Raw genomic sequence first — 12,465 nt, forward strand, 5'->3', positions numbered from 1 at the left:
GGTCTCAGCCTCCCTGTGTAAGGAGGCTCTTCAGCGTGGAGGTCATGTTCTGTGACGACACGGTGATGATATGGGTTTCGAATTCGGAATTGGTGAATGCCATCTGTCGCGTCAGGGCCTCGTTGTACATCGCAATCCCCTCCTGCTCGACTTTCTCGAACAGACTGTTCAAGGGGGCGGTTTTTCCATCCGTCTTGCCTGCGGAAGCGACACTGGAAGTGCCCGAAAGCCCCGCTGTTCCGACGCTACCCTGCGGGAGCGCCAGATGTTCCGTCCCTGTCGAAGGAATAACGGTCGGCGCCAGCGTATTGAGCGTTGAAAAAGCGCTGCTGATCCGTCCCAGTCCGGACAGGATCTGGTCTCCCAGTGTGTCTGTCGTGGAGAGGGCCTGCGTTTCGTATGTCTGACGCACAGGTGTGCTTTGCAGGAAGGCAACCTGATCGTCGCCGGGCGCAGATGATCCTGCTGCCATGTTGCTTGTCTGGTCGGTGAGGGAGCGCTGGGCCAGCGCTGTCGCATCCAATCCCGTAATGCCTGTCATACCTGCGACCCCGAACAATTTCCTGCAACAGGCCCGGACCTATCGGAATCAAGTCTAGGGGCGAAAGCTGATCTGAACCTGACCTTTAAACGGGCTGTCCGAAAGTGTTTTTCAGGCGTCCGGCAAGAATTGTCGGGCCTCTGCGCGCGGTCTATAGAAGAACAGATGAAGCAGAACTCTAATTGCAGTTCGGAAAAGACGGCGATGCTGCACCGGCGATTTCTTTCCGGCGTTCTGCTGGCCTCTGTGGTGCTGGCACTGCCGCACAGCGTCCGGGCCGAGCCGCTCCCGCTACCCGATCAGGGACGCTATACGGTCATCCATCAGACTTTGCCCGATGTCCTAACCCAGTTCTGTGAAGACGTGAACCTGCGCGTCGTCGTGGACCCGTCCATTCAGGAGAATGTGCGCTCTGGCTTTACCGCCGAGACGCCGCTGGCATTCCTGAATGCACTGGCCGCCGAATACAGGCTGGACTGGTATTATGACGGCAACACGCTGCACGTTACGCCATCATCCGCGACGAACACACAGTCTTTTCCGCTGGGTGGTGTGTCTTATGCGGCATTGATGCGGGTTGTGGACGCGAAGAAAATGCTCGAGCCGCATTATTCGGTCCACACTGATGATCGCGGGCGTTCCGTCAGCGTCTTCGGGCCGCCCGATCTGCGCGATCGCATCAGCCAGACGATCCAGTCCCTCAGCGGACCGGGCGCAGGTCATCGGACAGTCAGGATTTTCCGGGGAAGTGCCGTTCAGGAAGCCTCGAAATAGATCGGGACATTTTTGACGAACGGATATGAAATTGCTCCCCGGTCAGAAATTGTGACCGGGGAGAGAGGTGCGCCCAGATTTCAGGACGTCTGCTGCGAGGGAATGGGGGCCAGATCCGGCAGTTGTCCAGTCGTGCCGGAGGCATCGGTTCCCGAAGTGTCGCCGCTCGTTCCCGTGTCCTTCGCGCTGGTTGCGCTGGAGCTGCTGGAAGAGTCCTTGTTCTTGGCTTCCTGAGCCTGACCGAAAGAAATCAGGCTGGCAATCTGTGCGGTAGACCCCAGCGTGACGGTAAGAGGCTTCAGGATCTTGTCGAACTTATCGCCAAAATCCTTCGCTGTGTCGCTTTTGGATTTGGCAGGCTTTGCTTTTGGTTCTGCGGTAACGGTGTCGGTTTCAGTATGAGGGGTGTGCGCGGTAGGCACATGCTCAGACGCGACCGATGTAGGCTGTATTTCTGAACTCTGCGAATAAATGGAGCTGCTGGGTCTCGGCGCCGTGTTGTGAAGGGTTTCGTTGAAACCCGTAATTTCGCTCTGCGGGGTGGAGGTGCTGCCGCCCGCGTGGGTTACAGGCGTATGGGGCTCAATTTCGCTGGATCCGATTCTACCGGGCATCTCTGGCTCTCTCCATAATTCAATGTTGCGCTCATCACCGAAATGCTGAAAGACCGGGACAGAGGGACAAATCGGCGTGCTTTCATTCTGTAGGAGAGCAGTCTGTCTTTATCCTGATCTGGTTTTGACATTCGCAAAGCACGGTTCCGCTTTCACGTAACGATAACATTCTGACGGAAATCCCGCTTCCTGCCGCCTGTCAAAAAAAATCCATATTTCAGGATGTGTCCTGAAATCGTCAGCGTCTGATAGATTTGGTAGATTGCGCCCTCTAGACCTGTTCTGCGCTTCGTTACGAAAGTTTTTTCATGCGGGTTTCTTTTCCGTCACATGCTGTGGTCCTTGCTTTCACGCTGACGGTTCCTCTTGCCGGCTGTGTTTCAAACGCTTCGCATAACGCACAGGATGTTGCGCGGGAGCGGCAGGCGGCGCGAAACCCCGAGACCATGATGAAAGTCGGCGACAGTGCGCGCGCACGCGGAGACTGGACCACTTCCGCAGCCTTTTACGGCCGGGCCGTTGCACTGCGCCCCGGACAGCCGGATTATGTCGGGCCTTATGCCGAAGCGCTCATGCATCAGGGGCGGACGAACGAGGCAATCGAAGCCATTCATGGTGCCGAGGCCAACGCGACGTCTGCCGAGCGTGTGCGTCTTGCGCTGCTGCTCGCCCAGTTGCTCAATACCGCACAGCGGTCACAGGAAGCGATCGGGGTTCTTCTCCCCGTAATCCAGCAGAACCCCAATTCCGCTCCTTTGCGTGTGGCGCTGGGAATTTCCTATGAAATTTCCGGAGATGCACAGGGCGCGCGCCAGAGTTATCGCGATGCGCTGCGGATCGACCCCGCCAACATCGCCGCCGCCAATGATCTCGCCCTTTCGGAAGCTCTGGGGGGGGGGCAGCCGCAGCAGGCGCGCACCGAGCTTCTGGCCCTCCGGACACAGGCCGTCGAGCGCGGGGCATCAGCGGCCTCGCTCTCCACGATCGACGGAAATCTGGCGATTGTTTACGCTCTTGAAGGCAAATTGTCGGACGCGCGGCAATCCGCACGTTCGGCCGCGCTCAGCAGCGAACAGATCCAGCAAAATATGCGGTTCTATACGCTCTTGCACGCCGCTCAGGGCGTGGATGCCGCCTCGTCCGCAACGGGGGACTGAGACGCATCGTTCTGTGTCGTGGCCTCTGAAGGCGCTGCCGTGCTGTCGCTTCCGGTCGTTGGTGTGAAACTGCTGCCCCCGGTTCCGCCGCCGCTCATGGCCGATGGGAAGGTCGACGTCGCAGGCGTTCTGTTCTGCGAATTGCGATCTATTCCCGCCTCCCACAATTCCACAATGCGGCCAAACCTCGCACCATTGACCGGTTGCAGATGTGCGGGCTCTAGCAGATCTCCCGGATTGGCGATTTCCGCCGCAAGCGCTGCCGCCTGAAGGCACTGTCCAAGGGGATAAAGGCTTTCGGACCTGTCTCCGGTCCAGGACGGTCGGATGGCCTGACGACAATCGGGTTGGGCTACGACATACGCCCTGAGGACGAGCGTGTCCGACACGTCATGGACGATGCGGATCCGTGCCGGTTCCACCCCGGCACGGACGAGCGCGTGCGTCACCAGAGCCGTAATCTGCGGGTCCGCACCGTTGATCGTGGCGTGGACGGCGCGCGGATCGCCCAGTCTGGTGAGCGCGGTATCGAGCGCACTGTCTGCGTTGGCGGCATCAAGAGGAATGCGATGCTGGTTGACGCCCAGAAGAAGCGGAGGCGGCGAGCCGGACGAACGGGTGCCGCTGAATGTGCATCCGGCCAGCGACAGTGCAAGAAGGGCGGAAAGCGCGTGTCTCATTCGTAAAGGAACCCGGCCGCACCCTGAAGATGGGGCATGCGTGTGGGATCGGGCCCATCCATTGCAGCGGCCGCCGAGCGTCGGAGCAGCAGCGCCTCGATTGCGGATGTCGGACGAATATAATCGGTCGGCAGCGCCGGGACACGATCGGACGGGTGAACGATATAGGCCGTGACGACGATCAGCAGTTCGCTCTCGTTGCGCTGGAACGACGTGGAGCGAAACAGCGATCCAAGCACTGGAATATCCGCCAGCCCCGGCACCTTGGAGATGGTATTGCTGGCGTCGTTTGAAATCAGGCCGCCAATGGCAAAACTCTGACCCGAGGCAAGCTGGATGGTCGTATCGGCCCGGTTGGTGCGGATGGCGGGAACAACGCTGCTGCCGGAAATGGAATACGCACCTTCCGACGCTTCGGTGGAAACGGAGCTTACTTCAGGTGCGACATGCATGCTGATGGTCCCGTCAGACAGGACCGTTGGCGTAAAATCAACACTGACACCATAATTTTTGTAGGTGATCCCGACAGTACCCAGACCCTGCGGGATCGGAACCGGGAACTGGCCGCCGGACAGGAACTTGGCTGTCTCGCCGGACATGGTAGTGAGGTTGGGCTCCGCCAGCATGGTCGCGAGCCCCTCCGTCGCCATGGCGTCCAGTGTGCCCGTCACGGAAGACCCTCCGCTCGTATAGCTCCCCGAAAGCGCATTGGTTGCGCTCGACAGGGCCTTGATGGCGCTGGGGACGCCACTCAGTCCGCCCGTTGCGGCACCGATGGCGAAAGAGCCCACACCGTTGAAAACCGTTGTCCAGTTAAAGCCCAGATCCTGCGAGAGCTGCCGTTGCACTTCCGCGACCCGCACCACAAGATTGACCTGAACCGGCTCGCCAATTGTCAGACGGTTGATCAGTTTCGCGCCGTTTCCGCCGTATTGTCTGGCAAGCGCCTCAAGATGCGCGGCGGCTTTGGCATCCGGAACGGAGCCGGACAGGACAACGCCTTCAGGCGACATCTGGACCTGGACATTCCGGCCGCCTTCCTTTGCAATCATGGTGCGCATCGCGTCCATGTTGAATGTTACCGTCACATCGCCGGAAATCATTTTCTGGCCGCTCTGGTCCAACACAATGAGCGTCGTATGGCCGGACTTTTTGCCGAAGATGAACAGGCCGTCATTATCGGTGTACTGCACGTCCATAATTTTCGGATCGGCGATCATGACATTGCCTGCCGCACGGGGAAGCTGGATCAACTGCGCTCCTCCGACAGCCAGCGTCATGGTCCCGCTGTGCCGGGCGGCCTGTACCTGCGCGGCTGCGTCTTGTGTGGTCAGCCCGATGCCGACTGCGCCCATGAGCAGAAAAGATCCCTGCAATGCGGCGCCTGTGCGGGCAATTCGCCAGAACCATGTGCGATGTATTGAACGGCCTGAAATCATACTGAAAAACTGTCCCCGTTCGTCATGCAGTGAGTTCCTGCGACTGTGCCATTCCCATGTCCTTGTCGAGCCGTGCTGCAAGGCGGTAGCCCACCCCGCGGACGGATTCGATCGTCACGAGAGAGCGTGCCTTTGCCAGTTGCCGCCGGATCCGGCTGACACGCACCTCAAGGGAGTTCGGACAGTACTCGGCCTGCGCGCCATAGACGTCGTGCTCAAGTCCAGCCCGGGGCACAACATGACCCCTGCGACGCATCAGTGATTCCAGGATCAGCGTCTCTCGGCGCTGGAGCGTGAGCTCGAGATTGCCGACCCGCACTTCGCGTGTGGCAGTACAGAGGGTGAGGTCGCTGAACTGGTGCTGCTCTGCCGACCGGATGCGCGGACGGCGCATGATGGTGCGAACACGCGCAACCAGTTCGCGCGGGCTTACATCACGCGTCACGCTATCATCCGCGCCCGCTTCGAGGGCTGCGATCCGCTCGTCCTGACAATTGGCGATGAGCACGAGGAATTCGTCGCCGTCATGTCGCCGGCAGCGACAGCGACAGCGCGCCTGCCACCAGACGCTGTAGACGCCATCGCTACTTGTGGAATCCAGCAGGACAAGGCTGTAATTCGAGGCCGTCAGGGCCTCGTTGGCATCGTCGAGTGTCGTGAAAACATCGGCGCCGAAACCGGCGCTCTGAAGGTTTTTGGCAAGGCCGTCTGCATACCCGCTATCGGGGGACATGATCATCAGTCTCATGTGCGTTTCTCCTGCAAAATCCGTTGATCCGTCATTGTTGTCTGGCAATGACTGCATCGGCCCCGAACACGTCCGTTCCGATGGACGCGATGGGATGGACCGGGAATTCGTCGGCAAGGTCCTGATACGAGAGAACGGGGTTGTCGAAGCCGTTCCGGATCAGGAATCCCCTGACGAACCGTCGCGTGTCGACCGAACACACGATGATGGGTTTGGTGGTTTCCGCTTCCGCGCCGGATTTTCCGGGCGCGTTGGCCAGACGCTCGCGGACGGCCTCCAGAAGTTTTTGGGACGCATCCACTTCCAGCGCCAGAAACGAGCCGGCAGGCGTCTCGCGGACGGACTGCCGCAGAAGCTGGTCCGTTGCCTGCGACAGAACGATCGCGGGGATCGCCCTGTGGTTCGTCGCATAACGGTGGCAGATCTGACGGGACAGGGCATTGCGGACGTGTTCGGCCAGCATCGGCACCTTGTTTTCGGTCTCGCCCCATTCCACGAGCGTTTCCAGAATAAGGCGCATGTTGCGCAGCGACACGTCCTCTTCCACGAGACGCCTGAGAACTTCGGCGAGACGCTGGACGGGCACCAGTTTCGTGGCCTCGCGCGTCAGATCGGCATATTGTGCCTCCACGCGCTGGACGATCTGCCGCGTTTCCTGAAGCCCGAGGAAACGCCCGGCATGGCGACGCAACGCAGCACGGAAGCGGAAAGCAATGATCCCGGCATGATCGTAAAACCCGATCCCCGCCGCCCGGAGCCGCCCCTCGCTGACGGAGGGAACCCAGAGGGACGGATCATTGGTCAGCAGAGCGACGTCTTCCTCGCCATCTATTCCAGCAAGCTCCAGATGAACCGGATCGTCGTGCAGCAGAAGGAAATCCCTGCGCAGTTCATGCTCCTCGATGGGAACGTCTTCCAGATCAATTGAAAACCGCAGCTCCCCGCTGCCGTCGCGCTGACGGAGGGTAGGCGGGGGAAACTGGAAGCCCAGATCGTTGCCGATTTCCATGCTGACGCGCGCCAGAAGACGGGTCAGGCGTCCCTGGTCCAGAGTGGCGTTCAGCTTCTGGCTGAGAGTAATCGCCATCAGGGGGGTGAAATTTTCCTGAAGGGTCATGCTGGCCTGTCCCGCCGGTGAGGCGGCGGAGAAGACATCGTCCTGCGCGCCGGGATGCGGTTCGGCGGAGCGTCGGAAAACGCGGTTCGTCAGGCCCTTCCAGTCCGGGCGACTGCCGCAGAAGAAAATTGCCGCCAGAATGAGGAAGACGGGTTTGGGAAAGCCGGGAATAAGCCCCATCGCCAGAAGAACGACCGACGCCACGCGCAGGGCGCTGCTATTTGCCGTAAGCTGGGTCGCCATATCGCGGCCAAGATCCATGCCATGACCGCCCACGCGCGTGACCACGACGGCCGCCGTGATGGACAGCAGAAGGGCCGGAATCTGCGAGATCAGAGCATCGCCAACCGTCAGCAGCGTATAGGTCTGCATGGCCTGGCCGATCGCCATACCGTGCTGCGCCACACCGATGCCGATCCCCCCGACCAGATTGACCACGATGATGATCAGCCCGGCGATCGCATCGCCCTTCACGAATTTCAGGGCACCATCCATTGCGCCGTGCAGGGCGCTTTCGCTGGCGAGTTCCGTGCGCCGGCGCCTGGCCTCGATCGCGTCGATATCGCCTGACCGCAGATCGCTGTCGATGCTCATCTGCTTGCCGGGCATGGCATCAAGTGTAAAGCGTGCGCCCACTTCGGCAACGCGTTCGGTGCCTTTTGTGACAACGATGAACTGGACCGTGGTAACGATGGCGAAAACGACGAGACCGACGACGATGTTTCCGCCGATGACGAATTCGCCAAACGTTTCAACAATCGCCCCGGCATCCGCCGTCGTGAGGATCAGTCGCGTGACCGTGACTTCAAGCGCCAGCCGAAACACGGTCGAGACGAGGATCATGCCGGGAAGCGCTGTCAGATCCAGCGGCGACCGCAGATAGACGGCCACCATCAGAAGCAGGACCGACAGGCTGAGATTGCATCCGATCAGCACATCCGCAAAGGCCGCAGGCAGCGGCATGATGAGCATGCCGATCGTCAGGACCAGCACCAGAACGAGTGCCAGATCCTGCCGCTGGCTCATGACCCGGAAAAAGGGCGCGAGATGTTTCATGCCGCAGCGTGCCGCGTATAGTGCGCAAAACAGGTGCGCGCTTCGTCGAGCCGACCAAGCTGATGCAGCGCCCGCGCTCTCAGAAGGGCATTGCCCGGATCGGGAGTGGTCTCAAGCCTGTCGAGACAGTCGAGCACAACAAGGGCGAGTTCACCGCGGCGGATGACGGTATAGACATGCGCCAGCATCCGCAGACATTCATGATCTCCCGTGCGCTGCGCGAGCACCAGCAGCAACATGGGCAGAGCCCGCCAGGGCCGTCCGCAGCAGATGTAGAGATAGGCCAGGGACAGCAAAAGATCGCGTTGATCGCTTTCCACGATTTCAGCCGCCGATCAGACTGTTGGACGCCTTGAGCAACTGCTCCAGAGCCGCAAGTTCATGTCTGAGTGTTTCCAGCCCACCAGGGACGACAGGAGCCGAGCTTGAGCGCGAGGAGGCCTGTTCTTCCAGCCGTCGCAGCAGGTCCTGCCTGCGGGATGGCAGAAGAACCGCCGGGTTGCGGAGATGCGGCATGATATGGGCATAGACCGCGCCGATAACGGTGGGTGGGTCGATGGTTTCGGACAGCGCGTTCTCAGGCGCCAGTGTCTGGCGAAGGGCGGCAACTTCGGCGTTCAGCAGACTGTCATCATGCTGGAGCGACAGGTCCTGCAGGGCACGGTCGAGACGGACAGTCCCTTCGGACCAGACTCTCTGAACCATCTGTCCTGTCTCCGCCTCATCTGCGGGGGACCGCAGATCAGTAATTGAAGTTAATAGGTTGTAAACCCTTGTGCATTATTACGGTATGTTTCCGTATCTCGAAAAGCGACAATCCTGTGACAATTTCAGTGCCCACCCGGTAGCGCTGAGAATGTACGACGATATTGGGATTTTTCCCCGTCCAGACGGCCTGAATGGGCACATCAACCGGCGCTATGGCCGGGGCGGGCGAGACGTTCGAAACCCATACGGCCTGTGTTCCGAAGGAGGCATCGAACCATTTTTCAACCTCGCGGAACGTCTTCATTTCCTGAGCCGAGAGGCTTCCGTCAATAATGATGACGCCGGAAGAGGCACTGACCCTCAGCTCGGGAAGATTGTTTTTTGTCAGCTCTCGCACGACGAGATGGCCCAGTTCCGCATCGCTGACCAACTGTGGGACGGGCTGGGCTGCTGACGGATCCGGCGTGTGAGACACGGAGGCCATGTCTGTCCTGCGTGCGGGGGGCGCCGAATGCGACAGCGCCTGTATCACAACAAGCATCAGGACTGCTGCCATTCCTCCCACAATCATGAGGGTGGGATTGATTTTCCGTTTTGTGGTGGGAATATCTTCGACGGCGCGCGTAAACGTTTCTGGCGAAGACGCGAGGATGTCATCAGAACCCAGATGAAGGGAAACAGGCCCAAGCCGCAGCGTCGCAGGGGCTGTGACGATCGTGCTCTCGCCAGACGGGAGAGGCACCATATTCACAACAACATCCGGTGCGAGGGCCTGAAGCAAAAAGGCTCTTTCAGGCTGCGGCTTTATCGAAACATGCTGCGCTGCGATGCCCTCATCGAGCAGCGCCATGGTCGCCTGCGGGCCGGAACCGATGATAACAGGCTCCGTGCCAAGCGTCATGACGGCATCGCTGTGCAATCCGTTCTGAACAACCAGCATGATGCATCCCTGCTTGGGAGGACAGATCCTCCTGGTGGCAAAAACGGAAAATGGCCCGCACGGCGGGGTCTGCCCCCGGCATGCAGGCCATGTCCGACGATGCGGAAATCAGTCCTTCGTGAAGGCGGACTTCGCGTTGCTTTCCATCGTCTGGGCAAAGTCGTTTGCAAATGTCTGGGCGTTGGAGATTTCAGACATCTGTTCCTGCTTCTGCAGGTTCTGGTCTTCCATGGCTTCGGACTCCTGCATGATCTGCTGCATGGTTGAGTCGCTGCTGGCAGAAATGGAACCGCTCATTTTATTCTCCATGACGTTGTTGGTGACTGAAAACAGCGCCGTTTTCTCCTGGCGCCATCCGGAAGCCCACATGAACTCCCGAAAACCGTGACGTTCGTAACGAACGCCTGTACACGCTCTGCATTCTCCCGCCGCCCTGAAGGCGCGCCAGGCAGAATGCCAGGCGTCAACCCAGTGCGGACTTCAGTTCGGATGCAGCAGAGTTGCTGCTGAACGTGCCGGACTGAATTTCGCTGGCGAGCATCTTCGCGACATCGGCAAGGTTACTGTTGCCGGCGTTCGAGGCTTCGCGGGCCAGGGCATTGAGATTGTTGAACTCATCCGATCCGGACTTGCCGGACTGCAGGGCGTCCGCAATCGTGTCGACGTTGTTGCTCAGCGCATCGACGCTGTTGCCCTGAAGAGCCTGCTTGATGGCATTGCTGCTGCCGCCCTGGTCGTAGGTACCATCTGACAGGCTGCGGCCGATATTGCCTGCAACGGAGGAGTCGAGGCCGTTACCCTGCTGGCTGGCTTCTGACGAAACAGCCTGGGCGTACTGCTGAAGGGTGTTTCCGTTCGTGCCGTTCATGTCAACGAGCGTCTTCAGCGTTTTCATATCATCGCTGAGATTGCCGGTCAGGGACAGGCCCGTGTTTCCAACAGGTGTGGGCGTCGAAGATCCTGTGTCGGACGAACCCGTACCCGAGGCGTTGCCGCTGGCTTCCATTTCCTGCAGGAGCTGGATCAGGGCTTGCTCCATTTCCTGTGCCGTTTCCATGCTCAGGTTCTGGCCGGTCGCTGAAGTGTTGAGGTCGCCCGTGCTCGTCGGGCTAAATGTAGTGTTGTAGCTATCAACGGTGGACATACTGCTCTCCACACCAGAAAATCTGCGATCAGAGAGCAAGGCGTTACTTACCCTCTTGCCCGAAATTTCCATTCCCTGCAGTCGCAGTTCGCATGGTCGTTTCGGCCTGAAAGAAGAGATATGTAAGCAATCTGACCAGAACCTGACGCAAATCTCAGGAAAACAACTTTCTGCTTAAAATTCGTAAATATTCACTTAATTGCAATGTAGCCCTATCGCTGATTTTGAATCCGATTTCCAATCCGAAGGGGTCGAAAAACCGCTATTTGAATTTCTCACAGCTTGATTTTTGCGCTTAGGTGTTTGGCCCTGCGATTTGATGGGTTGGATTGATGATGAATTTTTCTGGCTCTGAAATCCAGACTTTGCAGCCGTATTCGTAAGGCCGCTCAAGGTCTTGAGCCTTCGCTCGAAATTATAGGCTGCCATGAAATCGTTGAAGCGTGACCTAGGCTCAGGCCTCATTGATATGGGCGGCAGGATGTGATTCAGGCTCCTTGAGGAGACTGAAGATGAGTAAGCTGTACTGGCTGATTGACGAACAGATGGATCGTCTGCAGCCCTTTTATCCCGAAGAGCCATGGCAAACCTGGTGTTGATGATTGCCGTGTATTGAGTGGGATCATTTTCGTGAACAAAAAATGGTCTGCGTTGGCGTGATGCACCCTGCAAATACGGTCCACACAAGACGCTCTACAATCGCTGGAAGCGCTGGAGTGCCATGAGGATATTCATCCGCATGATGGAGGGACTGGCTACCGGCACGGTAGAGCCTCAGACGATCATGACTGATGCGACCTCTCTCAAGGCCCATTGCCCGGCTTCAAGCCTGCGGTTAAAAAAAGCCTCCAGGCTGTCCGATTGGGTGCACCAAAGGCGGGATGAATACGAAGCTGCATGCCGTCACCCACCGGAGCGGACGTCCCCGCTCGACTTCTTCATGACAAGCAGGCCAGATCAGTATTATACCGGTGCGGCTGCCTTTCTGGACGATCTCCCACCAGCCGAATGGATACTGGCAGACCGGGCTATGATATTGGCTGGTTCAGAGAGGCCGTGGAGGAGAAAGGGATCAAACCCTGCATTCCTGGCCGAAAATTCCGAGGGAAACCCATAAAATACGACAAGCGGAAATACAAAAGACGCAACCGTATCGAGATCATGTTCGGCAGGCCCAAGGACTGGAGACGGGTCGCAACACGCTATGACAGATGTCCCACCGTATTCTTCTCGGCAATCTGCCTCGCCGCAACCGTCATCTGCTGGCTATAAGTCCCGAGCCTAAAGCTTCGGGACAATGCTCGACACCATGCGGAACAATGATGAATTCACCGGCCACACGAGGGCTGGAGTAATCGAAAAATGTCGTGAAAGCCTGAGCCAGGTTTGTTTTTTTATTGGTTTCTTCCGATAGAGCTATCTAACAATAGTTTGGACGTAGCCGATCTGTTGGGCCAAATCGGGTGATGTAGGAAAAGCGCTGTCGAGCAGTGCTGTTCCAACCGTAAAGCCCAGAGCATCCTTAGAGGTGGAGGAGCGAATACGCT

At 58.6% G+C, this 12,465-nt stretch carries 13 protein-coding genes and 1 pseudogene; 3 read left to right on the forward strand and 11 right to left on the reverse strand.

What is annotated here, in order from left to right:
- Positions 1-4: 4 nt before the first annotated feature.
- Positions 5-541: a hypothetical protein gene (locus GRO01_RS05295; protein ID WP_062508252.1), complete on the reverse strand. Its 537-nt coding sequence runs from the start codon at positions 539-541 to the stop codon at positions 5-7.
- Positions 542-706: 165 nt separating this feature from the next.
- Here GRO01_RS05295 and GRO01_RS05300 point away from each other — a divergent pair, with 165 nt between their 5' ends.
- Positions 707-1,315 (forward strand): hypothetical protein, encoded by a 609-nt coding sequence (locus tag GRO01_RS05300; RefSeq protein ID WP_141306861.1) that lies wholly within the window; start codon positions 707-709, stop codon positions 1,313-1,315.
- Positions 1,316-1,395: 80 nt separating this feature from the next.
- Here GRO01_RS05300 and GRO01_RS05305 read toward each other — a convergent pair whose 3' ends face one another.
- Positions 1,396-1,929 (reverse strand): hypothetical protein, encoded by a 534-nt coding sequence (locus tag GRO01_RS05305; RefSeq protein ID WP_141306863.1) that lies wholly within the window; start codon positions 1,927-1,929, stop codon positions 1,396-1,398.
- A 308-nt stretch (positions 1,930-2,237) separates the two neighbouring features.
- Between GRO01_RS05305 and GRO01_RS05310 the strand changes: the two genes are divergently transcribed.
- The gene (locus GRO01_RS05310) at positions 2,238-3,086 is read left to right on the forward strand and encodes a tetratricopeptide repeat protein (protein WP_141306865.1); all 849 of its coding nucleotides are present in this window, start codon (positions 2,238-2,240) and stop codon (positions 3,084-3,086) included.
- Here GRO01_RS05310 and GRO01_RS05315 read toward each other — a convergent pair.
- The 9 genes from GRO01_RS05315 to GRO01_RS05355 all read right to left on the reverse strand — a co-directional run bounded on the left by GRO01_RS05315 (position 3,047) and on the right by GRO01_RS05355 (position 10,918).
- Positions 3,047-3,766, reverse strand: coding sequence for a hypothetical protein (locus GRO01_RS05315; RefSeq protein WP_062508258.1), 720 nt, complete (start codon positions 3,764-3,766; stop codon positions 3,047-3,049). The genes GRO01_RS05310 and GRO01_RS05315 overlap by 40 nt on opposite strands.
- The gene (locus GRO01_RS05320; RefSeq protein ID WP_062508260.1) at positions 3,763-5,205 is read right to left on the reverse strand and encodes a type II and III secretion system protein family protein; all 1,443 of its coding nucleotides are present in this window, start codon (positions 5,203-5,205) and stop codon (positions 3,763-3,765) included. Before GRO01_RS05320 ends, GRO01_RS05315 begins: the two co-directional genes overlap by 4 nt.
- A 22-nt stretch (positions 5,206-5,227) precedes the next feature.
- Complete coding sequence (locus GRO01_RS05325; RefSeq protein WP_062508262.1) at positions 5,228-5,953, reverse strand: winged helix-turn-helix domain-containing protein; 726 nt, start codon at positions 5,951-5,953, stop codon at positions 5,228-5,230.
- Positions 5,954-5,984: 31 nt separating this feature from the next.
- Positions 5,985-8,126 (reverse strand): type III secretion system export apparatus subunit SctV, encoded by a 2,142-nt coding sequence (gene sctV / locus GRO01_RS05330; RefSeq protein WP_062508265.1) that lies wholly within the window; start codon positions 8,124-8,126, stop codon positions 5,985-5,987.
- On the reverse strand, positions 8,123-8,446 hold the full coding sequence (locus GRO01_RS05335; protein ID WP_062508267.1) for a tetratricopeptide repeat protein: 324 nt from the start codon (positions 8,444-8,446) through the stop codon (positions 8,123-8,125). Before GRO01_RS05335 ends, sctV begins: the two co-directional genes overlap by 4 nt.
- 4 nt (positions 8,447-8,450) lie before the next feature.
- Positions 8,451-8,831: a hypothetical protein gene (locus GRO01_RS05340; RefSeq protein ID WP_062508269.1), complete on the reverse strand. Its 381-nt coding sequence runs from the start codon at positions 8,829-8,831 to the stop codon at positions 8,451-8,453.
- 37 nt (positions 8,832-8,868) lie between these two features.
- Positions 8,869-9,774, reverse strand: coding sequence for a SctD/MshK family protein (locus GRO01_RS05345; protein WP_062508272.1), 906 nt, complete (start codon positions 9,772-9,774; stop codon positions 8,869-8,871).
- Between the two features lie 108 nt (positions 9,775-9,882).
- Positions 9,883-10,071 carry a hypothetical protein gene (locus GRO01_RS05350; protein ID WP_141306867.1) on the reverse strand — a complete coding sequence of 63 codons (189 nt, stop codon included), beginning with the start codon at positions 10,069-10,071 and terminating at the stop codon, positions 9,883-9,885.
- A gap of 166 nt (positions 10,072-10,237) precedes the next feature.
- On the reverse strand, positions 10,238-10,918 hold the full coding sequence (locus GRO01_RS05355) for a hypothetical protein (protein WP_141306869.1): 681 nt from the start codon (positions 10,916-10,918) through the stop codon (positions 10,238-10,240).
- 512 nt (positions 10,919-11,430) lie between these two features.
- On the opposite strand from GRO01_RS05355, the pseudogene GRO01_RS05365 reads away from it, so the two are divergent.
- A pseudogene (locus GRO01_RS05365) lies at positions 11,431-12,190 on the forward strand (IS5 family transposase).
- Positions 12,191-12,465 lie beyond the last annotated feature (275 nt).

Origin of the sequence: Gluconobacter roseus NBRC 3990 (assembly GCF_006538885.1) — a bacterium.
Taxonomy (GTDB): Bacteria; Pseudomonadota; Alphaproteobacteria; order Acetobacterales; family Acetobacteraceae; genus Gluconobacter; species Gluconobacter roseus.